The 25,399-nt window shown below is 52.0% G+C and carries 20 protein-coding genes; 8 read left to right on the forward strand and 12 right to left on the reverse strand.

The window, feature by feature from the left end:
• Positions 1-171 precede the first annotated feature (171 nt).
• Positions 172-684 carry a fasciclin domain-containing protein gene (locus PTW35_RS16580; protein ID WP_281025887.1) on the forward strand — a complete coding sequence of 171 codons (513 nt, stop codon included), beginning with the start codon at positions 172-174 and terminating at the stop codon, positions 682-684.
• A 73-nt stretch (positions 685-757) separates the two neighbouring features.
• On the opposite strand, the gene PTW35_RS16585 is transcribed toward PTW35_RS16580, so the two are convergent.
• Both PTW35_RS16585 and zntR read right to left on the reverse strand, forming a co-directional pair.
• Entirely contained in the window at positions 758-1,039 is a 282-nt protein-coding gene (locus PTW35_RS16585) for a pyrimidine/purine nucleoside phosphorylase (RefSeq protein ID WP_222552951.1), read from the reverse strand.
• 94 nt (positions 1,040-1,133) lie between these two features.
• Complete coding sequence (zntR, locus tag PTW35_RS16590) at positions 1,134-1,565, reverse strand: Zn(2+)-responsive transcriptional regulator (protein ID WP_281025888.1); 432 nt, start codon at positions 1,563-1,565, stop codon at positions 1,134-1,136.
• Positions 1,566-1,776: 211 nt separating this feature from the next.
• Here zntR and purH point away from each other — a divergent pair, with 211 nt between their 5' ends.
• Positions 1,777-3,369 (forward strand): bifunctional phosphoribosylaminoimidazolecarboxamide formyltransferase/IMP cyclohydrolase, encoded by a 1,593-nt coding sequence (purH, locus tag PTW35_RS16595; protein ID WP_281025889.1) that lies wholly within the window; start codon positions 1,777-1,779, stop codon positions 3,367-3,369.
• A 201-nt stretch (positions 3,370-3,570) separates the two neighbouring features.
• Complete coding sequence (gene purD, locus PTW35_RS16600) at positions 3,571-4,863, forward strand: phosphoribosylamine--glycine ligase (protein ID WP_281025890.1); 1,293 nt, start codon at positions 3,571-3,573, stop codon at positions 4,861-4,863.
• Positions 4,864-4,946: 83 nt separating this feature from the next.
• On the opposite strand, the gene PTW35_RS16605 is transcribed toward purD, so the two are convergent.
• Both PTW35_RS16605 and hupA read right to left on the reverse strand, forming a co-directional pair.
• Positions 4,947-5,648 (reverse strand): DUF1481 domain-containing protein, encoded by a 702-nt coding sequence (locus PTW35_RS16605; RefSeq protein ID WP_281025891.1) that lies wholly within the window; start codon positions 5,646-5,648, stop codon positions 4,947-4,949.
• A 39-nt stretch (positions 5,649-5,687) separates the two neighbouring features.
• Complete coding sequence (gene hupA, locus PTW35_RS16610) at positions 5,688-5,960, reverse strand: nucleoid-associated protein HU-alpha (protein WP_107301220.1); 273 nt, start codon at positions 5,958-5,960, stop codon at positions 5,688-5,690.
• Between the two features lie 227 nt (positions 5,961-6,187).
• On the opposite strand from hupA, the gene PTW35_RS16615 reads away from it, so the two are divergent.
• The gene (locus PTW35_RS16615; protein ID WP_281025892.1) at positions 6,188-7,243 is read left to right on the forward strand and encodes a hemolysin family protein; all 1,056 of its coding nucleotides are present in this window, start codon (positions 6,188-6,190) and stop codon (positions 7,241-7,243) included.
• Between the two features lie 91 nt (positions 7,244-7,334).
• Here the strand turns inward: PTW35_RS16615 and brnQ are convergent, their stop codons facing one another.
• Entirely contained in the window at positions 7,335-8,636 is a 1,302-nt protein-coding gene (gene brnQ, locus PTW35_RS16620) for a branched-chain amino acid transport system II carrier protein (protein ID WP_281025893.1), read from the reverse strand.
• Between the two features lie 47 nt (positions 8,637-8,683).
• On the opposite strand from brnQ, the gene PTW35_RS16625 reads away from it, so the two are divergent.
• Complete coding sequence (locus PTW35_RS16625; protein ID WP_281025894.1) at positions 8,684-8,836, forward strand: hypothetical protein; 153 nt, start codon at positions 8,684-8,686, stop codon at positions 8,834-8,836.
• 308 nt (positions 8,837-9,144) lie between these two features.
• On the opposite strand, the gene PTW35_RS16630 is transcribed toward PTW35_RS16625, so the two are convergent.
• Positions 9,145-9,732, reverse strand: a complete 588-nt coding sequence (locus PTW35_RS16630) for a DUF416 family protein (protein ID WP_281025895.1) — start codon at positions 9,730-9,732, stop codon at positions 9,145-9,147.
• A 103-nt stretch (positions 9,733-9,835) separates the two neighbouring features.
• Here PTW35_RS16630 and PTW35_RS16635 point away from each other — a divergent pair, with 103 nt between their 5' ends.
• Positions 9,836-10,747, forward strand: a complete 912-nt coding sequence (locus tag PTW35_RS16635) for a D-2-hydroxyacid dehydrogenase (RefSeq protein ID WP_281025896.1) — start codon at positions 9,836-9,838, stop codon at positions 10,745-10,747.
• A 28-nt stretch (positions 10,748-10,775) separates the two neighbouring features.
• On the forward strand, positions 10,776-11,390 hold the full coding sequence (locus PTW35_RS16640; protein ID WP_281025897.1) for a uracil-DNA glycosylase family protein: 615 nt from the start codon (positions 10,776-10,778) through the stop codon (positions 11,388-11,390).
• Positions 11,391-11,524: 134 nt separating this feature from the next.
• Here the strand turns inward: PTW35_RS16640 and ltrA are convergent, their stop codons facing one another.
• The 3 genes from ltrA to nudC form a co-directional block, all read right to left on the reverse strand.
• Positions 11,525-12,817, reverse strand: a complete 1,293-nt coding sequence (gene ltrA / locus PTW35_RS16645; protein ID WP_348637736.1) for a group II intron reverse transcriptase/maturase — start codon at positions 12,815-12,817, stop codon at positions 11,525-11,527.
• 643 nt (positions 12,818-13,460) lie between these two features.
• A complete protein-coding gene (gene hemE / locus PTW35_RS16650) occupies positions 13,461-14,528 on the reverse strand; it encodes a uroporphyrinogen decarboxylase (RefSeq protein ID WP_281025898.1) in 1,068 nt (355 codons plus the stop codon).
• 245 nt (positions 14,529-14,773) lie between these two features.
• Positions 14,774-15,541 carry an NAD(+) diphosphatase gene (gene nudC, locus PTW35_RS16655; RefSeq protein WP_281025899.1) on the reverse strand — a complete coding sequence of 256 codons (768 nt, stop codon included), beginning with the start codon at positions 15,539-15,541 and terminating at the stop codon, positions 14,774-14,776.
• Positions 15,542-15,690: 149 nt separating this feature from the next.
• Here nudC and rsd point away from each other — a divergent pair, with 149 nt between their 5' ends.
• The gene (rsd, locus tag PTW35_RS16660; protein ID WP_281025900.1) at positions 15,691-16,179 is read left to right on the forward strand and encodes a sigma D regulator; all 489 of its coding nucleotides are present in this window, start codon (positions 15,691-15,693) and stop codon (positions 16,177-16,179) included.
• Positions 16,180-16,424: 245 nt separating this feature from the next.
• Here the strand turns inward: rsd and rpoC are convergent, their stop codons facing one another.
• From rpoC to rplL, 3 genes are all read right to left on the reverse strand, one after another.
• The gene (gene rpoC, locus PTW35_RS16665; protein ID WP_281025901.1) at positions 16,425-20,642 is read right to left on the reverse strand and encodes a DNA-directed RNA polymerase subunit beta'; all 4,218 of its coding nucleotides are present in this window, start codon (positions 20,640-20,642) and stop codon (positions 16,425-16,427) included.
• Between the two features lie 99 nt (positions 20,643-20,741).
• Positions 20,742-24,767, reverse strand: coding sequence for a DNA-directed RNA polymerase subunit beta (gene rpoB / locus PTW35_RS16670; RefSeq protein WP_281025902.1), 4,026 nt, complete (start codon positions 24,765-24,767; stop codon positions 20,742-20,744).
• Positions 24,768-24,990: 223 nt separating this feature from the next.
• Positions 24,991-25,356 (reverse strand): 50S ribosomal protein L7/L12, encoded by a 366-nt coding sequence (gene rplL, locus PTW35_RS16675; protein WP_281025903.1) that lies wholly within the window; start codon positions 25,354-25,356, stop codon positions 24,991-24,993.
• Positions 25,357-25,399: the final 43 nt, after the last annotated feature.

Consider the following 25,399-nt stretch of genomic DNA (forward strand, 5'->3'; position numbering starts at 1 on the left):
CAATCCAGTCATCTGGATTGGGCTTTTTCTTTATTCATCATATTAATAATCACCAGCTTGGCCGCGCCATCTCCCGCAGTCTCGAAAATAAGACCTACCACTTTGTTGGGTGAACCATACTGCTTGCTTGTACGTTATATGCTCGATGACAATCACAATGAGGCTGCAGCAATGAATCACATACTCCGTATCTTCAACCGCTCTTTAATTGTTTTTGCTCTTTGTTTTACCGGTCTGGCCTTGGCCGAGCACCATGAAGCCAGCGAGGTGGAAAAGAACCTAGTTCAGGTCGCGGCCAGCAATGACGATTTCCAAACCTTAGTGATGGCTATCAAAGCCGCCGATTTGGTGGGGACATTGGAAGGAAAAGGCCCGTTTACGGTATTGGCGCCAACCGATGATGCCTTTGCCAAACTGCCCGAAGGCACGCTAGCAGAGCTGCTTGAACCGGATAACAAAGAAAAACTACAGGCCGTGCTGACCTACCATGTCTTACCGGGCGCCATTTCTTCGGCGGAGGTGGCCAAGCTAAAATTGCCGGAAACGGTCCAAGGCGGAACGGTGGCCATCGAAACCGATGACGAGGGTAAGGTCACCATCAACGGCGCCAGTGTCATTACGGCGGATATACCAGCCAGCAACGGGGTGATCCATGTCATCGACACGGTGCTTATCCCAGAATAAAACCAACATGCAATGACGGCGCCACAGGCGGCGCCTGAAAGGGCAGCGCTTCACCTCGGTGAAGCGCTTTTGATCAGAGGTAATCACACAGGTAGGCGGTCGGCTCGGAAACCTTCACCTCAAACGAAGAGTCACCCGGCACTTCAAAGTCATCACCGGCATAATAAGTTTCCCACTCAATATGGCCCGGCAGCTTCACCGTCAGGGCCCCCTTAACCACCGTCATGCGCTCCGGAGCTGCAGTACCAAAGGTGTATTCACCCGCTGCCATTACCCCGACACTGGCACGCTCGCCAGACGTTTCAAATCCCAGGGACTTAACCTGGCCATCAAAATACTCATTCACTTTCAACATGACTTTCCCTATCAATAACAAGGCGATACTTTGACGCTACCACAACTTCACCGCCCGCCCAATATAATTTGTCTGATTTAGCGCCATTTTCAGGCTAATGCTCGGTACAGCGGCCCTCCAACTCTTCTTCCCCCAACGCTTCGAGGATAGAGCAATGGCTGGCATCATCATCGACATGGCCACAACAGGCATCGTTGATTTTCTTCAGGGCCTTGCGGATCCGTGACAGCTCCGCCATCTTGCGATCGACCTCGTCCAGCTTGGCCTGGGTGATCGCCTTGACCTCGGCACAGCTGTGCTGGCTAGCCTCGAGCCGGATATCGAGCAGCTCCCTAATTTCATCTAGGCTCAGGCCGATCGCCTTGGCCCGAAGGATGAAACGGATACGCGACAGGTCATCTTCGCTATAGAGCCGGTAGCCACTCTCGCTGCGCCCGGCCGGTACCAGCAAGCCATTCTTCTCGTAAAACCGCAACGTATCACTGCTAACACCACAGTGCTTAGCCAATTGGCCAATCAAATACATACCGCCCAACCTTCAGAGATAAGCAAACAACAAAAAGCAAACGTTTGCGTAGTGATGGAATTAATGTAAAATATGCCACGTTGATCACAACATCCCAACGACAGCACAGTGTGTATCTTCGATTCTAGCCGAGGGTATTTACCAAAATCCAGCCTCCATGCCCGCTGGGTTTTGGCAAATAGTCCTCCGTGTTTACAAAGAGATGGTTGCAATGGAAAACGCTCGTCCTATCCGCCGTGCGCTAATTAGCGTGTCAGACAAAACTGGTATTGTTGAGTTCGCCCAGGCGCTTGCCGATCGTGGTGTCGACATCCTGTCCACAGGTGGCACAGCCCGCCTGCTTGCCGAGCAGGGTATCAAGGTGACTGAAGTTTCCGATCACACAGGCTTCCCTGAAATGATGGACGGTCGTGTCAAGACCCTACACCCGAAAATCCACGGTGGGGTACTGGGCCGTCGCGGTACTGACGATGCAGTGATGAACGAGCATGGCATTGCCCCGATCGACATGGTTGTGGTCAACCTCTACCCGTTCGCCGCCACGGTTGCCAACCCAAACTGCACCCTGGAAGATGCGGTTGAAAACATCGATATCGGTGGCCCGACGATGGTTCGCTCTGCTGCGAAGAACCACAAAGACGTGACCATTATCGTCAATGCCCACGACTACGATCGTGTCCTGACTGAAATGGCGACCAACGACGGTTCACTGACCCATGCCACCCGTTTCGACCTAGCTATTGCGGCTTTCGAGCACACTGCCGCTTACGACGGTATGATCGCCAACTACTTCGGTACCATGGTGCCATCATACGGTGACAACAAGGAAGGCGACGAGGAGTCTAAATTCCCACGTACTTTCAACCAGCAGTTCGAGAAAAAGCAGGACATGCGCTACGGCGAAAACAGCCACCAGGCTGCCGCCTTCTACGTTGAGAGCAACCCGGAAGAAGCATCGGTTGCGACGGCTCGCCAGATCCAAGGCAAAGCGCTGTCTTACAACAACATCGCGGATACCGATGCGGCACTTGAATGTGTCAAAGAGTTCGACCAACCGGCCTGTGTCATCGTTAAACACGCCAACCCTTGCGGTGTAGCGCTAGGTGACAACATCCTTGAAGCTTACGACCGTGCTTACAAAACCGACCCTACATCTGCGTTCGGCGGCATCATTGCCTTCAACAAAGAGCTAGATGCAGCTACTGCACAAACCATTGTCGACCGCCAGTTCGTCGAAGTGATCATCGCACCAAGCGTATCTGCCGAAGCGGTTGAGGTGGTAGCGGCCAAGAAAAACGTTCGCTTGCTCGAGTGTGGCGAATGGAGCAGCAAGACTACTGGCTTCGACGTTAAGCGCGTCAACGGTGGCCTGCTGGTTCAAGACCGTGACCAGGGCATGGTATCGGCAGCTGACCTTAAAGTTGTCTCTAAGCGCCAACCAACAGAAGAAGAGCTAACCGATGCTCTATTCTGCTGGAAAGTCGCTAAATACGTTAAATCTAACGCAATTGTTTACGCTAAAGGCAATATGACTATCGGTGTGGGTGCGGGCCAGATGAGCCGTGTTTACTCCGCGAAAATCGCCGGTATCAAAGCCGCAGACGAGAATTTGGAAGTGGCAGGTAGCGTCATGGCGTCTGATGCCTTCTTCCCGTTCCGTGACGGTATCGATGCAGCCGCTGAAGCAGGTATCAAGTGTGTGATCCAGCCAGGTGGCTCAATGCGCGACCAGGAAGTGATTGACGCCGCCGACGAGCACGGCATGGCGATGATCTTTACGGGCATGCGCCACTTCCGCCACTAATCACATAAGCCTAGGGTTTACCCTAGGCTTTATCATATTTAGGTTTAGCCTTGACTCATCAAACGATATGACTAAAGGCTTTCATGATTTTAATGCAAAGCCATTTTTCAGAGGTCAAGGAAAGCACGCGGAGTTTATAGGTATAAATGAGCATGCTTGACACAGAAATCAGGAAAATGGCACAGCAGTAAGGGGTTAAAGATGAATGTATTGATTATTGGCGCTGGCGGCCGCGAGCACGCGCTAGGCTGGAAAGCCGCACAAAACCCAAATGTTGAGACCGTTTTCGTTGCCCCGGGCAACGCAGGTACTGCGCTTGAACCTAAACTGGAAAATGTTGCTATTGGCGTTGAAGACATTGCAGGTCTGGTTGCCTTTGCCACAGAAAAAGCCATTGAGCTGACCATTGTTGGCCCCGAAGCACCATTGGTGATCGGCGTAGTGGATGCTTTCCGCGCCGCAGGCCTACCAATCTTCGGCCCAACCGAAGCAGCTGCCCAGCTGGAAGGCTCTAAGGCCTTCACCAAGGACTTCCTGGCCCGCCACCAGATCCCAACCGGTGCCTACGCGAACTTCACTGAGATTGAACCTGCCTTGGCGTACGTGCGCGAACAAGGTGCACCGATTGTGGTCAAGGCTGACGGTTTGGCTGCCGGTAAAGGGGTTATCGTCGCAATGACCCTCGAAGAAGCCGAAGAGGCCATCAAAGACATGCTGGCAGGCAACGCTTTCGGCGCAGCTGGCAGCCGTGTGGTTATCGAAGAATTCCTTGAAGGCGAGGAAGCGAGCTTCATCGTGATGGTTGATGGCGAGAATGTCTTGCCGATGGCCACCAGCCAAGACCACAAGCGGGTCGGCGACAAAGACACCGGACCGAATACCGGTGGTATGGGTGCCTACTCGCCTGCACCAGTGGTTACCCCAGAGATCCACAACCGCATCATGGAAGAAGTGATCTACCCTACCGTACGCGGTATGGCGGCTGAAGGCCACCCTTATACTGGCTTCCTGTATGCCGGCCTAATGATTGCTGCTGACGGTACGCCGAAAGTTATCGAGTACAACTGCCGCTTCGGCGATCCTGAGACCCAGCCGATCATGATGCGTATGGAATCGGATCTGGTTGAGCTGTGCCTGATGGCGATTGACGAGAAGCTGGATCAAGCTGAGTCGAAATGGGACCCACGCGCTTCGATCGGTGTGGTCCTGGCCGCTGGCGGCTACCCGGCGAGCTACGCCAAAGGCGATGTGATCAGCCTGCCTGGCGCAGACGTTGAGGGCCAGAAGATCTTCCACGCCGGAACGGCGACCAACGCCGAAGGCGCTATCGTCACCAATGGCGGCCGCGTACTTTGTGCCACGGCACTGGGTAACTCAGTTTCTGAAGCCCAGCAGCGAGCCTATGCACTGACCAAGCAGGTAAGCTGGAACGGCATGTTCCACCGCAACGATATCGGCTACCGTGCCGTTGCCCGCGAGCAGCAAGAGGCCTAATCGCAGCACGGCAAACTGGCTGAAAACCAAAAAACGCGCCCAAAGGCGCGTTTTTCGTTTCCTGCACCACCCTTGCGGCGCTATCAGTTCGTCAGCAGTACCGGTGCTGCCAGACAGGTGGGCTGGTTATCGTTGAGCAGCAGCAGTGCCGCGGCCGTCAAGGTACCGCGACGGATCTGGCCAATGACCGCCATATAGCCGTCCTGCTGATGCTCCAACAGTTGCTGCTGCACATAATCGGGCAGCTCAGGGGAGAAGTTGACCTTCAACGGACGCTGATCAGCACAGCGATAGAACTGCCCCTGCTTCCAAAAACCTTGCACCAAGGACTGATCATCCTTGCGCTGCTGCTTGACCACATCGGTACCGTGCTTAGCTTCCTGGACCAACTGCTGCAGCTGATCGCTGCTCAGCGGGATCAGCTCATCTCCCAGGGTATAGCGCTGGAATACCGCATTGCCCAAAGTATCGTAGCGAACATGGAGAGAGAAGGGCTTGATCTGCTGCTCATCAAACTGCTTGCCTTCGCGTTTTATTTCTCTCAGTTTGCCATCGCGCCAGCGGTAATCGGTACGATAGTCACCATAGTCACTGGCCATCACCCGATCAGCTAAACTTACAGGGCGGTTTTGCTGTGAGGTAAACCAATAGATTGACGCGCTATCACCGAGGGTCTGGCCACCGGTATGGGTCAACACTGGCGTAATATTATTTTCAGGGACTGTGGGATTGGAGGCGCATCCCGCCAATAGCGAGAGGGTAAGAAAAGTCAGTAGTCGCTTCATGGAAAAACTCCGCCAGATAGATACCTGGCGGAGTATAGATTATTTCACTGAGTCTTTCAGTGCTTTACCTGCAACGAAAGCAGGTACGTTTGCTGCTGCGATCTGGATTTCCTGACCCGTTTGTGGGTTACGGCCAGTACGCGCTGCACGGTGGTTAACTTTGAAAGTACCAAAGCCGATTAGTTGAACCTGGTCACCTTCTTTAAGCGCATCAGTGATACCGTCTAGCGTAGACTCTAGAGCAGCTTTAGCTTGAGCTTTAGAAAGATCTGCTTTTTCAGCGATCAGGTCAATCAGTTGGGTCTTGTTCATTAGGTTTCCCTTCTAAGGTTTTTTCTTAAGACGCATCAACTCTAATTCAAAAGAAGCCCGTGTGGCAAAGGTTTGTCAGCTCTGATGTGGTTAGGTGCGGGCTCTTTAACCATAAACTGAGCGCAAGTTCACAAAATGTTACTAATATGAAGACTGAAATAGTTGTATTTATTCGCTTCAACACCGATTAATATAGGCGTTATCCGTTATTTTTTACCAAGGTAAGCATGATACTCCTTACGATTTACATCGCTGTTGCGATTGGTGTTTCGTTTATTTGTTCAGTCCTGGAAGCTGTTTTGCTCAGCATCTCCCCTAGCTATATCGGTACTCTGCGTCAGCAAGGGCACCCTGCCGCCGATCGCCTAGCGGCCCTGAAAGACAATATCGACCGCCCACTGGCTTCGATCCTGACCCTCAATACCATTGCCCACACTATTGGTGCGGCCACCGCCGGCGCGCAAGCCGCAGTGGTATTCGGAAGCCAATGGCTAGGTGTATTCTCCGGCGTGCTGACGATTGGTATTTTGCTATTCTCAGAAATTATCCCGAAGACCATCGGTGCCACCTACTGGCGCCAGCTGGCACCCGCCTCTGCCTCAACCCTGCGCTGGATGGTCTGGGCCCTGACACCATTCGTATGGGTGTCAGAACAAATCACACGCCGCCTGTCCCGTGGCCATGAAGCCCCTAAGTTGCGTGACGAACTGTCGGCGATGGCAATGCTTGCCCAAGAGTCGGGCGAGCTGGCTGAAGGCGAGTCGAAAATCATGACCAACCTGCTGCAATTCCGTGAGGTCAGCGTCACCAAGATCATGACACCGCGCCCGGTACTGTTCCGTGTCGATGCCGAGCAACCGATCAACGAGTTCCTGTCGCAGCACAAAGACAGCCCGTTCTCGCGCCCGCTGGTCTACAGCGAGCAAAAAGACAATATCCTTGGCTTCGTCCATCGCCTTGAGCTGTTTGCCGAAAGCCAGGCTGGCCGAGGCCAGAAGGAGCTTGGTACCCTGATGCGCCCGCTGCCGGTCATCATGAACAACGCCAGCGTACCGAAGGCCTTCGAGCAGCTGATGAAAGAGCGTTCCCAGCTGGTACTGGTGGTCGATGAATACGGCACCGTCCAAGGGCTAGTCACCATGGAAGACATCTTCGAACACCTGGTGGGCGAGGAAATTGTCGATGAAGCGGACAAGAACACCGACATGCAGCAGCTGGCCTACCAGCGCTGGGAAAAGTGGAAGAAAACCCACGGCGTAATCGAAAGTAAAGACGACGAGTAACTGTGTCTATTTCTTACACTAGATAACCGCACTAAAAAACAAAGGGGGCCTGCTGGCCCCCTTTGTTTTTATCATTGAGTCACCTTTCGGCTCAAGACTGTGCAGCCACCACTGGGCGCGCCACCCAACTGCCGACAACCCCCATCGCCACCACCAGCAAGCTTGGTACCACCCAACCGGCATAATCGCTATAGAGCGGCAGGTGCTGCGCCAACCAGCTATCCATCCCAGCCGGCATCTTGCCCAGGATATGCAGGGCATCCACGCCACCAAAACCCAGTGCGGTCGTCACCGCGGCCATTACCGCCGGTGTCGCTAAGCGGCGGCGCAACGGAGCAATCACCAACAGAGCAATGGCAACCGGGTGCAAGGCCACAACTACCGGCAGGGTGATTGCCAATAGCTGTTCCAAGCCAAGGTTCGCTACCAGCCCAGCCACTATCATCGTTACCCACACACTGCGCGGATAGGTGACCGGCTGGAATGTACGGCTGTAGAACTCACTGCCTGCGGTAGTAACGCCAATTGCCGTGGTCAAACAGGCCAAAATCATCACCATACCAAGCAAGACGCTGCCCGAGGTGCCAAAATGGCTCAAGGTGAACGCTGTCAGGATCTCACCACCATTGCCGAATGCCGAACCCAGGCTGGCACTGGTTGAGCCGATATAGGCCAACGACAGGTATACCAAGGCCATCGCCACGGCATACATCACTGCCGCCATCAGGGTGTATTTGGCGGTTGCTTTCGGACACTCCACCCCCATTTCTCGGATCGCACGGAAAATGATCCAGCCAAAGCCAATCGAGCCCAGAGCATCCATGGTCATGTAGCCTTGAGTCAGCCCCTCGGCAAACGCTTTGTCCTGATAGGGCCCCACGGCGGCCAATGCATCGCCGGCCGGAGACATAAAGGCAGTGACGGCCAGCACGGACAAGATCACCACCAGCATCGGAGTCAGCCACTTGCCAAGCGTATCGACCAGTTTACCTGGGTAGAGTGCAAACACGATGGTTGCCAGACAGAACACCACAGTGAAAGGCAACAGGGCCGCCTCACCGACAAAGGGGGCAAAGCTAAACTGGTAGGCGACGGTAATGGCCCGTGGGATCACGAAGGCTGGGCCTATCACAATAAAGACCATCACCCAGAATCCCGTTGCAACCGGTTTGGGCAGGGCCGCTGTCAGGTTATCGGAGCCATTGACCAGCGCCACCATCACCAGAGCCAATGCCGGCAGGCCCACCCCTGTCAACAGGAACCCAGCCATGCCGGAAGCAAAGTGTTCACCGGCCTGCTGGCCAAGAAACGGGGGAAAGATCAGGTTGCCAGCACCAAGGTACATGGCGAAAGTCATAAAGCCCAAGGCGGCGATGTTGCGTGCACTTAACATAGTTATCCTCTACCGCGTCGGCTTGAAGGAAACTAAGGAGAATTCGGGTGGGAATATTGACCTGTCAGCTTCGCTTCAAGCTGACAGGAAAATTGAGATACGGCCTGTCAGCCCCGGATAAGACCCAGAGAGAGCAGGAGGAGCAGGTTAGCCGCAACGGCATTGCAACCATTGCAGTGAGCAGCAGTGTTGATAGCTGATACTGGCATAACTCGTCCTAGCTGACAGATAAAAAACAGAAAACAATGCGTTTTCCGCGACACCTTTGTTATAAACGGCGACAGCTGAACAATACAAGCAGAAAAATAAAATAAGTGGAATGGATTAGCGAACACACCAAAAGCAGCGAAAAACTCCAGCCAGTACACTCATTGTCAAGATTTAAAACTTCACAATACCGTTACATCCACACAGGTAGCCGTTTTGTCTCTACCTCCGCCGGGAAAAGCGAAGAACATCAAAGATAAAAAAAGGGCCCCGGGGCCCTTCTCTTCTCAAGGTAGGTCGCTTACAGCTCGATACCAATATTGCTGACCGGCTCTTCGCGCAGCTCCTGGCGCAGACCTTTGATCAGTTCGATATCACGGCGCTCAGCTTCTTTCAGCGCACGGAAAATCGCCCATTGCATGTCCCACTCGGCACATACCGCTTCATTTTCTTTCTGGTTTTCGTTAGTGATTTCAACACCGGTCTGGGCAAACTCGAGGTCCGCCACCGTTTCGGCCGATAGCGAACTCAACTTTGCCAGTGTTTCCAACATCAGGTCGCGGTCCAACATCGCATGCAGCAAATCGGCCAGCGCCGCACAGGCATCAATCGCAGGGTTCACCGCATAAAGATCGAACTCTTCGGCATTTGGCACTAGCTCTTCGAGTTTCTCCAGCTGCTTCTCGAAATTAATCTTGGCCGTTTTGACGGTCAGCACTTCCCAGATGCTGTCCAGAATAGAACGATATTTCTGCTCGTCCGCGAACTCCGTTTGCTGACAGAAGAACGCATAGTTGGGATACATTCGTTCACACAGTGACACCATAAAGGTAATGTGTTGCCATGGTTCTAATTTTTCTAAACGGAGCTGAACTGGATTCTTTAGCATGGGATAATCCGCAATTGTGATTTGCCCCGGATCTTACTTGTATCCCCCTGCTACTGCAATACATGGACGACGGATAACCCCGTACTGCCACCAAGGAGCTGACATGCATAAACTGATGATTGTTTCCCGCCAGCAAAAAGCCTATGAAGCCATGCTGGCCGAGCAGCCGCTGGCGGGGGTGATATTGACCCAGCAGCCGGAAGAGGCCACGATTTTACTGGCTGATCCGCCTACAGTAGCCCCGCAGATCGGGCAGTTCTCAGCCCTTGAGTGGATCCAGTCCACCTTTGCCGGTATCGATGCCCTGACACAGCCCGGTTTGCGCCGAGACTACACCCTGACCAATATCCGCGGCTGCTTCGGCCAGCTGATCAGCGAATACGTGCTGGGGCTGACTATCGCCCACCAGCGCCATTTCGCTACCTATCAGAACCAGCAACAAGCCCGCCATTGGCACCCCCGTCCTTATAACACCATCGCTGGCAAGACGATGGTAATACTGGGTACCGGCAGCATCGGCAGCCACTTGGCACGTGCGGCCCAGGCACTCGGGTTCAACGTCATCGGGGTCAACCGCTGCGGCGTTACCGACGAGCCTGCCTTCAGCGCTGTTCTCCCCCTAGCCCAGTTAGAGACGGCACTGGCACAGGCCAATGTGCTGGTTTCAACCCTGCCGGCCACATCGGCAAGCGATGATTTACTCAATACGGAGAGCCTGAGCCACTGCCGTCAGACCCTGCTGTTTAATGTCGGGCGTGGCAATGCCGTCTGCGAAACCGGTTTGCTCCGAGCACTCGATACCGGAGCTATCCAGCATGCCTTCCTTGACGTCTTCAAGCTGGAGCCTCTGCCGAGTAACCACCCCTTCTGGCTGCATCCGGCTATCACCGTGACCCCGCACATTGCCGCTGAAAGCTTCCCCCACCAGGTGATGGCTATTTTCCGCGACAATGCACAGCGCTGGCTCAACCACCAGCCATTACGCTATACCGTTGACTTTCAACGGGGCTACTAATTCACCCCGGAGTCAGGGAGCGCGAACTATGAGTCCAAACAACGACCAGCAACATCTTGATAACCTGCTCGATCAAATCCGGCGCTGCACGATCTGCCGTGATCACCTGCCGCTTGGACCGCGACCGGTCATTCAAGCCGCCAGCAGCGCCCGCTTGATGATCGTTGGTCAGGCACCCGGTACCAAGGTGCATCAGACTGGGATCCCCTGGAATGATCCGAGTGGCGATCGTCTCCGCCGTTGGCTGGATCTCGACCGCGACACCTTCTACAACCCAGAGCACATCGCCATTATGCCGATGGGGCTATGCTACCCCGGCCGCGGCAAGTCCGGCGATCTGCCTCCCCGTCCTGAATGTGCCCCGCAATGGCACCCCCTGGTATGGCCGCTGCTGCCCAATATCGGCATGACGCTGCTGGTCGGCCAGTACGCCCAACAGCGCTACCTCAAGGACAAACCGAAAACCCTGACCGACACTGTCAAGGCATGGCGCACCTGGGCTCCCCAGTACATCCCCATGCCCCACCCTTCGCCGCGCAATACCCTGTGGCTAAAGAAAAACCCGTGGTTTGAAGAGGAGGTGGTGCCGTATATCAGGGACTATGTCCACCAGCATCTCGAGAAGCGAGATCCTAGTTCCTAGAGGCGGGTTCCTGGGTTCTAAACACCATATCGCTGTTTCAAGCTCTTTTCCTCTAAATCTTTTCCTAGGAACTAGGAACAGCTTTTCCTTGAACCCTCAATCGAGTAGGAGGAGGCCTCGCGGCCTCCGTCCTCTCACACCACCGTACAAGCGTGGGTCGCATACGGCGGTTCCGAATATATTTTCAGTGACTCGTACCCATCTCGCAATGAGTACATGCCCATCTCCTTGAACCGTTTCGTTGGCATGGCCTGATTGAGCTGTGGCGATAAAGCCAAGTGCCACCATCCTTTCTCTGACATCGCTAGCTTCCACGCATTGCGTTCGCTTACGCCCTCTTGGCGTAACCATGACGCTATACTGTGTCTGCGTTTGCGCTGCTTGAGTCGATAGCACCGTAGGCGCCGCCTTATCCATTCATCTAAGCGCTGCATCGCGCTTTTCCGTATGGCAAGCTTGAAGTAGTGTTGCCATCCTCTTAGGTATTGAGTGAGTTCGACTATTACTGTCTTCAACTCTCGCCCTCGATTCCGCTTCGTTATTTGACGCACTCGCTTCTTCATATGAGTTTGTGCTCTCTTCGAGATATGGATAATTCCACCTCGTTGGAAGCGATGGCCTAGGTAAGTCCGCTCTGTCACTCTTGTTGCCGCACTTTTCTCACGGTTGACCGTGAGTTTCAGTTTCTGCTCCAAGAACTCCGTTATTGAGGCTTTTACTCGGTTCGCGGCTTCCTCACTGCCCACGTAGATTTGGCAGTCATCTGCATATCGGCAGAACTTATGCCCTCTTCGCTCAAGCTCTTTATCCAACTCATCTAATACGATATTTGATAGCAGCGGAGATAATGGTCCACCCTGTGGTGTCCCTCGTTGCCTCTGCTCGGCTAACCCGTTTCGCATTATGCCTGCCTGTAGGTATGACCTGACCAGCTTCAGTACCCGTTTGTCCGTGATATCCTCCGATAGCCTGTGCATCAGTCTATCGTGGTTCACGGTATCGAAGTATTTCGCTAGGTCAATGTCGACTACATAACCCCGCCCCTCCCTGATGTAGTGGCTTGCTGCCGCCAATGCATGGTGGGCACTACGGTTGGGCCTGAACCCGTAACTACTGTGGGAGAACTTCGGTTCATAGATATCTGTCAGTACTGAGGTGATAGCCTGTTGGACTATCCTATCAAGTACTGTTGGGATACCTAGTTGCCTAACTCCCCCGCTAGGTTTAGGGATTTCTACACCCAGAACAGGTTGGGGTTGATAGCTCCCATCCAGAAGGCTCTGGCGGAGCGCTTGCCCATTTGAAGACTGCCGAAGCATCGAGATAGTCGCTGTTATATCGAGTTTATCGACACCAGCACACCCTTTGTTCTTCTTCACTCTTCTCAGGGCTTGGTTCAGATTCGTTGATGAACAGATCTGCTCCATCAACTGAGTTGAGGTCACCAAGACTCGTCCTCCTGTCTACGCCGATCATGCTTGTCATTCTTCGTGGCCATGAGCGTCACTTGCGGTGTTGCCCATTGGTACGTAGAGATTTTGATCATCTTGCTATGACTCCACATGATTGAGTGTCTAGTGACTGCTTCTTGATATATTCAGTTCCGGCCTTCCCTTGGGTTGTACTTCCCCAAGGTACTATGCCTTCTGCTGACTTCTTATTTCCCATCACACAGCATCACTGCTGCATTAGTCTCGCCCGAGACAGGTAATAAGATCTCCCGAGGTAAGACGTTGTTCTTTCCCTTGGCTGTGCCTGATTTACCCGTACACACTTCCCGTCGAGGCATTGGGCTATTCTATATGTTGCTAGGTTACCCAAGTTGTACTGGCCTACTATCAGATTTCTGTTCGTCACGGCCAAGTTTTGCCATTTGCTTCCTTCAGATCCCGCCTCACGGTGGGCACCCTTGCATAGGCTAACGGTTCTCGCTCGACTGAGCCCGTAGAGGACTTTCACCTCCTAGAACAACGCCATGCTCGGCGCACAACAAAAAGCCCACACAGCAAGCTGTATGGGCTCTTAATGCTTTTTCCTAGGGCCTAGCAACCTAGCACCCAGGATCCGCTTTTATTTGTGGTATGGCTTTGACAGCTCATGCACCGCATCCACGAACACACCAGCGTTCTCAGGCGGCACGTCCAGGTGGATACCGTGGCCAAGGTTGAACACGTGGCCAGTGCCTTCGTTGCCGTAACCTTCCAGGATCGTCGCCACTTCCTGGCGGATACGCTCCGGCTGGGCATACAGAATAGAAGGATCCATATTGCCTTGAAGCGCGACCTTGTCGCCCACACGGCGCTTGGCATCAGCAATGTTGATGGTCCAATCCAGGCCGACTGCATCACAACCAGTTGCTGCAATTTGCTCCAGCCACATACCGCCGTTTTTGGTAAACAAGGTCACCGGTACGCGACGACCTTCGTTTTCACGGATCAGGCCATCGACAATCTTGTGCATGTAGCGCAGCGAAAACTCATTGTAGTCACGCGGTGTCAATACCCCACCCCAGGTATCGAAGACCATGACCGACTGGGCACCCGCTTTGATTTGCGCGTTCAGGTACTCAACCACGCTGTCTGCCAGTTTATCCAGCAATAGGTGCAGCGTTTGTGGCTCGGCATACATCATCTTCTTGATCTTGGTGAACGCCTTCGAGCTCCCCCCTTCAACCATGTAAGTGGCCAGTGTCCAAGGGCTACCCGAGAAACCGATCAGCGGTACTTCGCCTTGCAAGTCTTTGCGGATCTGGCGTACGGCGTTCATCACGTACTGCAGTTCGCCTTCCGGATCCGGCAAACCAATTTTATCGACATCAGCCTTGCAGGTGATTGGACGTTCGAACTTTGGTCCTTCACCAGCTTCAAAGTACAGTCCCAAGCCCATCGCATCAGGGATAGTCAGGATATCTGAGAACAAGATTGCCGCATCAAGCGGGAAGCGGCGTAGAGGCTGTAGTGTCACCTCACTGGCAAGCTCAGCATTTTTACATAGCGACATGAAGTCACCGGCTACACTGCGAGTTGCACGATATTCAGGTAGGTAACGCCCTGCCTGACGCATCATCCATACCGGGGTGCAATCGACTGGCTGCTTCAATAAAGCGCGAAGGTAGCGGTCATTCTTTAGTTCGCTCATTTGGGACTCCATGGTTTTATTATGCGCGTATTGTATCACTCCGAGCTGTCAACAAAAGAGGCCATTTGTTAACCGGATCAAGTTTATAGTAACAATTTGCTCACCGGATTTGCGACACTCCGGGCTCTCATGGTACAAAATCTGCGCGCTAGCAATAATAACAATGACTTTGCTCGTAGAAGGCAAAATAACTGCACCTTACCCCTCCTCACGGAGGGTTTTTTTATTCTCTTTTTCCCTAACCATCAGCTCTGCTCCATTAAGCCCAACGTGTGGTCAATCAACGCCCTGGCAATCGTGCCCGAAGGGGCAAGCTCGGGCAGCGTGTTCGTCGATGCCCAGAGGGCATCGGTCAGCTCGGCGTAGTCCGGCTTCAACTCGCCACTGTGGTAATCCGCCAGGAACCCCATCATCAGGTTAGACGGAAACGCCCAGGGCTGGCTGCCGAAATAGCGGATGTTGGTCACGTTTACCCCTGTTTCTTCATACACTTCTCTGGCAACACACTGCTCCAGCGTCTCTCCAGCCTCGACAAAGCCGGCAATCACCGTATACATCCCGGTTTTATGTCTCGGGTGCTGCGCCAGCAAGATTTTGTCCTGCTTACGCACTGCCACAATGACACATGGTGACAGGCGGGGATAATGGTGGCTATGACAGCCTTGGCAGGCCATAGCAAGCTCGGTATGGACCAACTGACATTCGCTTCCACATTGCGAACAGAAGCGCTGAGAGTGCAGCATATGCGACAGCTGGATAGCGCGCCCAGCCAAATTGAACAGTTCGCTATCGCTGCCTAATAAAGTCCTCAGGCTGGCAAACCCGGCCTCATCACTGTGCTCTGGGGCTTCTGCCCAGTAGACGGGGATGCCTTGGTACCGACCGATCTCCACCACGTCTTCGAGCTCAGCCTCTACCTCGCCCGGCTCTTTGAGGGGAAGTTGTTGATCCTCTAGGTAGAGCTTGCGATCTTTGACTATGCACCAATAGCTTTTTTCTTGTTTTTTTAACATTAACGTCACATCCATCCTTGCAGGGTATCGTTTTTACTGGCAATCTGTAGTTAATACGGAAAAGGATCCGTAATTCAAGGTTATCTTTTTTAAGAGATTAACAGGTATTGTTTCCAGTACCCGGTCTCGGTACTGTAGATCATGAGGGCATGGTCATGTTAAGTAAATTCGAGCAAGTACAAAAACAATGGGGCGGCACCAGTGATGTTATCGACCACTGGCTGATGTCTCGGCAACAATTGCTGATCGATTACTGCAAGTTAGCTGGACTTCCCCCGTTTGAAAGTAATAGCCGCCAACTTCCGACAACATCCCAACTCCAACTGTTCAGCCAAGAGCTGGTCGACTATATCTCCGAAGGACACTTTAAAATCTACGATATGGTCATGGAGCGCTGGAACGCAACAGGGTACTCCCCCACTGAAGAAATCTCCCAGCTGTACGCTCAAATCACCCAAACCACCGATCCTATGCTGAACTTCAGTGATAAATATACCGACATAGATGAAGATGACGAGTTGCCAGACTTCGACAGCGATCTCTCTGATATCGGCGAGCTGATAGAAATCCGCTTTGCCCTCGAGGATAAGTTAATCGAATTGATCAGCGAGAGCCTAGCCTGCCCACCGGGCGCCTAGGCCTTCTGCACACCTGTCCTCATCTGCCACTAGCCTGATACCTTATCGGGCTGGTCATCCTTTTATACGCTTTAATCCTACCGCCTGCAAAGACGATACCACTCAAACCACTCGATATCGGCGGCTAAGCACCCCATACTCACGCCCCTGCATAGCAAGCAGAGCCTGCTTCGGCCTGTAAACAGGCAATAAAAAAGGGCACCCGAAGGTACCCTTTTATTCAGTGCATTTTAACTAGCTGACGATTAGTTTTCGTCGCTTAGGCCGGCATTCAGTAGCGCAGCAAGGTCTTGCGACGCCTGCTCTGCATCTACCTGAGGTGCAACTGGCTCTAGCTCTGCATCACGCTGGCGCTGGCGGTTCTGGTGGTAAGCAAAACCGGTACCCGCAGGGATCAGACGACCAACGATTACGTTCTCTTTCAGGCCACGTAGCTCATCACGCTTACCAGAAACTGCAGCTTCTGTTAGTACGCGAGTCGTTTCCTGGAACGATGCAGCCGAGATGAACGACTCAGTTGCAAGCGATGCTTTGGTGATACCCAGTAGGTCACGCTCAAACGTTGCTGGCAGCTTGCCTTCAGCTTCAAGCTTACGGTTCGCAATCATGATGCGAGAGTACTCAACCTGCTCACCAGGTAGGAACTCAGAATCACCAGCAGACATGATCGTTGCCTTACGAAGCATCTGACGAACGATAGTCTCGATGTGCTTATCGTTAATCTTAACGCCCTGTAGACGGTAGACTTCCTGAACCTCGTTCACGATGTACTCTGCAACGGCGTGAACGCCACGCAGACGTAGGATATCGTGTGGAGCCTCTGGACCATCGGCGATCACATCACCCTTCTCAACCTTCTCACCTTCGAATACGTTCAGCTGGCGCCACTTAGGAACCATTTCTTCGTACACGTTGCCTTCCGCAGGCGTGATGATCAGACGACGCTTGCCTTTGGTCTCTTTACCGAACGATACGGTACCAGTGATTTCAGCAAGGATCGCAGGCTCTTTCGGCTTACGTGCTTCGAATAGGTCAGCAACTCGTGGTAGACCACCGGTGATATCTTTCGTACCGCCAGATGCCTGTGGGATACGTGCTAGCGTATCACCGATACCAACCATTGCGCCGTCTTCTAGCTGGATGATTGCTTTACCCGGTAGGAAGTACTGAGCAGGCATTTCAGTGCCGGCGATCATTACATCGTTACCGTTTTCGTCAACCAACTTAACGGTTGGACGCATGTCTTTACCTGCACCGGTACGCTCTGCAGCGTCTAGTACGGTAATCATAGACAGACCCGTTAGCTCATCAGTCTGACGAGAAACAGTCACGCCATCAATCAGGTCAACGAACTGGATACGACCAGCTACTTCCGTGATGATTGGCATTGTATGCGGGTCCCAGTTAGCAACAACTTCACCAGCTGCTACTTCTGCGCCTTCACCCTTAGTCAGGTGAGAACCGTATGGTAGTTTGTAGTTCTCTTTAGTACGGCCGAACTCATCGATGATGGTCATTTCAGACGCACGAGACGTGATAACTAGCTTGCCTTCGTTGTTGGTAACGAACTTGGCATTCTGAAGCTTCACAGAACCGCTGTTCTTAACCTGGATGCTGTTCTCAGCTGCTGCCGCAGATGCCGCACCACCGATGTGGAACGTACGCATCGTAAGCTGTGTACCCGGCTCACCGATTGACTGTGCTGCAACAACACCAACCGCTTCACCCTGGTTCACTAGGTGACCACGAGCTAGGTCACGACCGTAACAGTACTTACAACAACCGAAGTCATTCTGACAGGTTACCACCGAGCGTACTTTCACCTGGTCAACAGAGTTCGCTTCCAAGATGTCACACCACTTCTCATCAAGTAGGGTGTTACGCGGAGCAAGAACTTCTTCTGTACCCGGCTTGATAACGTCTTCCGCTACCACACGACCTAGAACACGCTCGCGTAGTGGTTCTTTAACATCACCACCTTCGATCAGAGGCATCATGGTGATACCTTCGTGCGTGCCACAGTCGTCAGACGTAATTACTACGTCCTGAGCAACGTCTACTAGACGACGCGTTAGGTAACCGGAGTTCGCAGTCTTAAGTGCGGTATCGGCTAGACCCTTACGAGCACCGTGGGTTGAGATGAAGTACTGAAGTACGTTCAGACCTTCACGGAAGTTCGCCGTGATCGGTGTTTCGATGATCGAGCCATCCGGCTTGGCCATCAGGCCACGCATACCCGCTAGCTGACGAATCTGTGCAGCAGAACCACGAGCACCTGAGTCGGCCATCATGTATACGCTGTTGAACGATTTCTGCTGTTCTTCTTCGCCGTCACGGTTGATAACTGTGTCGTAAGACAGGTTATCCATCATCGCCTTAGCAACCTGCTCGTTGGCAGTTGCCCAGATATCGATAACTTTGTTGTAACGCTCGCCCGCGGTAACCAGACCTGACTGGAACTGCTCCTGGATTTCAGCAACTTCTGCTTCTGCTTCTGCGATCTTGGTGTATTTCGCTTCTGGTACAACCATGTCGTCGATACCAACAGATACACCAGATAGTGCCGCGTAAGCAAAACCTGTGTACATGATCTGGTCAGCAAAGATAACAGTATCTTTCATGCCCAGCTCACGGTAACAGGTGTTAAGCAGTTTCGAGATCTGCTTCTTACCTAGAGCTTCGGTGTTTACAAGGCTGTATGGCAGACCTTTCGGTACGATTGTCCATAGCATTGCACGACCAACAGTCGTATCAATTAGCTTAGTTTCAGCCGTCAGGTTGCCCTGCTCGTCTTTGCTGTGCTCAGTGATACGAACTTTAACGCGAGCGTGTAGCTCAGCATTACCTGTACGGTAAGCTTTTTCAGCTTCAGCAGGACCTTCAAGGTACATGCCTTCGCCTTTCGCGTTGATCTTTTCACGAGTCATGTAGTAAAGACCCAATACAACGTCCTGAGAAGGTACGATGATCGGATCACCAGATGCTGGTGAAAGGATGTTGTTGGTAGACATCATCAGTGCACGCGCTTCTAGCTGTGCTTCCAGCGTTAGAGGTACGTGTACCGCCATCTGGTCACCATCGAAGTCGGCGTTATATGCCGCACACACTAGTGGGTGAAGCTGGATCGCTTTACCTTCGATTAGTACTGGTTCGAATGCCTGGATACCCAAACGGTGCAGTGTTGGTGCACGGTTAAGCATAACTGGGTGTTCGCGGATCACTTCGTCTAGGATATCCCAAACAACAGCTTCTTCGCGCTCTACCATCTTCTTAGCAGCTTTGATCGTTGTCGCCAGACCACGAGTCTCTAGCTTGCCGTAGATAAATGGTTTGAATAGCTCAAGTGCCATCTTCTTAGGAAGACCACACTGGTGCAGGCGTAGGTATGGACCTACGGTGATAACAGAACGACCTGAGTAGTCTACACGCTTACCAAGTAGGTTCTGACGGAAACGACCCTGCTTACCTTTGATCATATCAGCCAAAGATTTCAGAGGACGCTTGTTCGAACCTGTGATAGCGCGGCCACGGCGACCGTTATCAAGCAATGCATCAACAGACTCCTGAAGCATACGCTTTTCGTTGCGTACGATAATGTCAGGGGCTGCTAGGTCCAGTAGACGCTTCAGACGGTTGTTACGGTTGATAACGCGACGGTACAGATCGTTCAGATCTGAAGTTGCGAAACGACCACCATCTAGCGGTACCAACGGACGTAGATCCGGCGGCAGTACTGGCAGTACAGACAGGATCATCCACTCTGGGTTGTTGCCTGACTGTAGGAATGCTTCTACCAGCTTAAGACGCTTGGTTAGCTTCTTACGCTTGGTTTCAGAGTTAGTTTCTTCTAGCTCTTCGCGCATTAGCTCGATTTCGGCATTCAGGTCCATGTTGCCCAAAAGTGCCTGAACGGCTTCAGCACCCATCTTCGCGTCGAACTCGTCGCCCCACTCTTCAAGTGCATCCAGGTACTGTTCTTCAGACAGCAGCTGGCTACGCTCAAGGTTGGTCATACCAGGTTCGATAACCACGTAAGATTCGAAGTAAAGTACACGCTCGATATCACGCAGCGGCATGTCCATTAACAGACCGATACGAGATGGCAGTGACTTAAGGAACCAGATGTGGGCTACAGGAGAAGCAAGCTCAATGTGACCCATGCGCTCACGACGCACTTTAGTCTGAGTTACTTCTACGCCACATTTTTCACAGATAACACCACGGTGCTTCAGGCGCTTGTACTTGCCACAAAGACACTCGTAGTCTTTTACCGGGCCAAAGATACGTGCACAGAAAAGACCGTCACGCTCAGGCTTAAAAGTACGGTAGTTGATGGTTTCTGGTTTTTTCACTTCACCAAAAGACCATGAACGGATCATGTCTGGTGAAGCAAGACCGATTTTGATTGCATCAAATTCTTCAGTCTTGTGTTGTGCTTTCAGAAACTTAAGTAAGTCTTTCACATTCGGCTCCTGTGAGGAGTTGACCCATAAAGGCGCCAGTCTGCTGGCGCCTTCATATTTATACCGGAGTAACTAATAAATCTTGGTAGATACCGAGGCTTATTCGTCTTCCAGCTCGATGTTGATACCCAACGAGCGGATTTCTTTCAACAATACGTTGAACGATTCCGGCATACCAGGTTCCATACGATGGTCGCCATCGACGATGTTCTTGTACATCTTCGTACGGCCGTTAACGTCATCCGACTTAACAGTTAGCATTTCCTGTAGGGTGTATGCGGCACCATATGCTTCTAGTGCCCACACTTCCATCTCACCGAAACGCTGACCACCGAACTGAGCTTTACCACCCAGCGGCTGCTGAGTAACAAGGCTGTAAGAACCGGTAGAACGGGCATGCATCTTGTCATCAACCAAGTGGTTCAGTTTCAGCATGTACATGTAACCAACGGTTACAGGACGCTCAAACTTGTCACCAGTACGGCCGTCAAACAGAGTCAGCTGACCAGACTCTGGCAGATCACCCAATTTCAGAAGCTCTTTGATAGAGGATTCTGGCGCACCGTCGAAGACAGGTGTCGCGATTGGAAGACCTTTACGCAGGTTCTGAACCAGAGTGCGTACTTCGTCGTCACTTAGGGCGGCAATGTCTACTTTCTGGCGCGTGTCGCCCAGATCGTACACTTTCTGCAGGAAGTTACGGAACTGATGTAGTTCCTGCTGCTGCTTAAGCATCTCGTTGATCTTGTCACCGATACCTTTCGCTGCAAGACCCAAGTGAGTCTCCAGGATCTGACCGATGTTCATACGAGACGGTACACCCAGCGGGTTAAGTACGATGTCTACTGTCTGACCTTTTTCGTCGTACGGCATATCTTCAACAGGACAAATCTTCGAGATTACACCCTTGTTACCGTGACGACCCGCCATCTTATCACCAGGCTGAATACGACGCTTAACAGCTAGGTATACCTTAACAATCTTAAGGACACCTGGCGCTAGGTCATCACCCTGAGTGATCTTACGGCGCTTGGTTTCAAATTTCTTATCGAACTCAGCTTTCAGCTCGTCGTACTGCTCGGCTAGCTGCTCAAGCTGATTCTGCTGTGCTTCGTCATCAAGAGTCTGCGCGAACAGCTTCTCGCGGTCCATCGAAGCCAGTTTGTCTTCGCTGTAACCCGCGGCAAGAAGAAGCGTGCGAACACGTGCAAGAAGACCACCCTCAAGGATCTGGAATTCTTCAGTGATGTCTTTCTTCGCTTCTTTCAGCTGCATCTCTTCGATTTCTAGCGCACGCTTGTCTTTCTCAACGCCGTCGCGGGTAAATACCTGAACGTCGATGATAGTACCAGACACAGAGTTAGGTACGCGTAGAGAAGAGTCTTTCACGTCAGACGCTTTCTCACCGAAGATAGCACGTAGTAGCTTCTCTTCAGGAGTCAACTGAGTTTCACCCTTAGGTGTCACCTTACCAACTAGGATGTCGCCACCCTTAACTTCAGCACCGATGTAAACGATACCTGACTCATCCAGCTTAGATAGCGCTGCTTCACCCACGTTAGGGATATCAGCAGTGATTTCTTCCGCACCAAGCTTAGTATCACGCGCCACACAAGATAGCTCTTGGATGTGGATTGTTGTCAGGCGGTCTTCCTGTACAACACGCTCAGAAACAAGGATGGAGTCCTCGAAGTTGTAACCGTTCCAAGGCATGAACGCGATACGCATGTTCTGGCCTAGAGCTAGTTCACCAAGGTCTGTTGAAGGACCGTCGGCTAGCACGTCACCACGAGCCACAGGCTCGCCCGGCATCACGGTTGGACGCTGGTTGATACATGTGTTCTGGTTAGAACGGGTGTACTTGGTCAGGTTGTAGATGTCGATACCTGCTTCGCCTGGTACCAACTCGTCTTCGTTAACCTTGATAACGATACGAGAGGCATCCACAGACTGAACAGTACCGCCACGCTTAGCAACAGCCGTAACACCTGAGTCAACCGCTACGTTACGCTCGATACCTGTACCTACTAGCGGCTTGTCAGCACGTAGAGTAGGAACTGCCTGACGCTGCATGTTCGCACCCATAAGGGCACGGTTAGCATCATCGTGCTCTAGGAATGGGATCAGCGATGCTGCCACCGATACAACCTGGTTGGTTGCAACGTCCATGTACTGAACATGGTCGCGAGGGTGCAGACCTGATTCACCTTTCTGGCGGGCAGTAATCAGTTCGTCAGCGAATGAGCCGTCTTCATTCAGTGCGGCGTTCGCCTGAGCGATAACATATTGGCCTTCTTCGATAGCTGATAGGTAGTCGATTTCTTCGGTTACCTTGCCATCGATCACTTTACGGTATGGAGTTTCCAAGAAACCGTAAGGGTTACACTGAGCAAACGCTGACAGTGAGTTAATCAGACCGATGTTTGGACCTTCCGGCGTTTCGATCGGACATAGACGACCGTAGTGGGTCGCGTGTACGTCTCGAACCTCGAAGCCAGCACGTTCACGAGTCAGACCACCTGGACCAAGCGCCGAGATACGACGTTTGTGAGTAACTTCTGACAGTGGGTTGTTCTGGTCCATAAACTGAGACAGCTGAGAAGAGCCAAAGAACTCTTTCACTGCCGCAGAAATTGGCTTGGCATTGATTAGGTCTTGAGGCATCACTGCGTCTAGATCGCCAAGGCTTAGGCGCTCTTTCACAGCACGCTCAACACGTACCAGACCAACTCGGAATTGGTTTTCAGCCATTTCGCCTACAGAACGAATACGACGGTTACCAAGGTGGTCGATATCATCAACTTCACCTTTACCGTTACGGATATCGATCAGACGACGCATTACATCGATGATGTCAGCGTGGTCTAGGGTACCCGCACCTGTAGACTCTTCACGACCTAGCGAGCTGTTGAACTTCATACGGCCCACAGCAGATAGATCGTAACGCTCTTCAGTGAAGAACAGGCTTTCGAAAAGCTGCTCTGCTGCTTCGCGTGTTGGTGGCTCGCCCGGGCGCATCATACGGTAGATTTCTACCAGTGCACTTAGACGGTCGGTCGTGCTGTCGACACGGATAGTGTCAGACATATACGGACCGTAATCTAGATCGTTCGTAAACAGAACTTCTAGAGATTTGTAACCTGCCTGAGATAGCAGAGCTAGAGTTTCCAGGCTTAGTTCCTGGTTAGCTGCTGCGATCAACTCGCCGGTTTCCTCGTTCACGTAATCACGTGATGCGATTTTACCTACGATGTATTCAACAGGGACTTCGATGTGGTCAACACCGTCTTTACCTAGCTGGCGGATATGGCGAGCGGTAATACGGCGGCCTTGCTCAACGTAAACCTTGCCATTGGCTTCGATATCGAAGCTGGCAGTTTCACCGCGTAGACGCTCAGGCACCAGTTCCATCACAAGAGACTTACCCTGTACTTCGAAGTTTACTTTCTCGAAGAACATGTCAAGGATCTGCTCGGTGGTGTAGCCTAGCGCACGCAGGATGATTGAAGCAGGAAGCTTACGACGACGGTCGATACGTACAAATACGTTATCCTTAGGATCAAATTCGAAATCCAACCATGAACCACGGTATGGGATTACGCGTGCGTTATAAAGCACTTTACCTGAGGAGTGGGTCTTACCCTTATCGCTGTCGAAGAAAACACCCGGGCTACGATGTAGCTGGGATACGATAACCCTCTCGGTACCGTTAATAACGAATGTACCGTTATCTGTCATGAGCGGAATTTCGCCCATGTAAACTTCTTGTTCTTTAATGTCTTTGACTGTGCCAGCTGGCGCGTCTTTATCGTACATGACAAGACGAAGCTTCACACGAAGTGGTGCAGAGTATGTTACGCCACGAATCTGACATTCTTTAACATCGAAGACCGGCTCACCGAGACGATAGCTAACGTATTGCAGCTCGGAATTGCCGTTATAGCTCTGAATTGGAAAAACAGAACGAAAGGCAGCTTCTAGACCGTAATGCCCTTCTGGATCCTGCTCGATGAACTTTTTAAAAGACTCAAGCTGGATCGACAGCAAGTATGGTACATCCAAAACTTGTGGACGCTTACCAAAATCCTTACGGATACGCTTTTTCTCGGTATAAGAGTAAACCATAGGTTCCTCAGATCGCTGATAAGTGATCCAAACTGCTCAAAACGAGGAGCAGTGACTAATAACACTGTTTATTGTAGGAACAGTTCTGGGAAACAGGACTGCTTTTTGCATGGACAGTGATCGCAAAACAATGTGAAAACACCACTACCCTACAGCGCAAAAAGGCCGGTGGCTTTTTAGCCACCAGCCATTAGCCAATTAAGGCTAAGAAATTAAGTAATTATTACTTAACTTCAACAGAAGCACCAGCTTCTTCTAGCTGAGCTTTAAGAGCTTCAGCTTCAGCCTTGTCAACACCTTCTTTCAGAGGTGCTGGAGCGCCGTCTACTAGAGCTTTAGCTTCTTTAAGACCTAGGCCAGTTGCGCCACGTACTGCTTTGATTACAGCAACTTTGTTTGCGCCAGCGCCAGTTAGGATTACGTCGAATTCAGTCTGCTCTTCAGCTGCTTCTGCAGCTGCGCCGCCCGCTACTACTGCTGCTGCAGCTGTAACGCCGAATTTCTCTTCCATAGCTTCGATTAGCTCAACAACCTGCATTACAGACATTTCTGCAACTGCGTCTAGGATTTGCTCGTTAGTGATAGACATAACAATTCTCTTTTAAAGTCAACAATTAGTTTAAATAGCAACC

The sequence above is a fragment of the Photobacterium sp. DA100 genome (assembly GCF_029223585.1).
In the GTDB taxonomy this organism is placed as follows: Bacteria; Pseudomonadota; Gammaproteobacteria; order Enterobacterales; family Vibrionaceae; genus Photobacterium.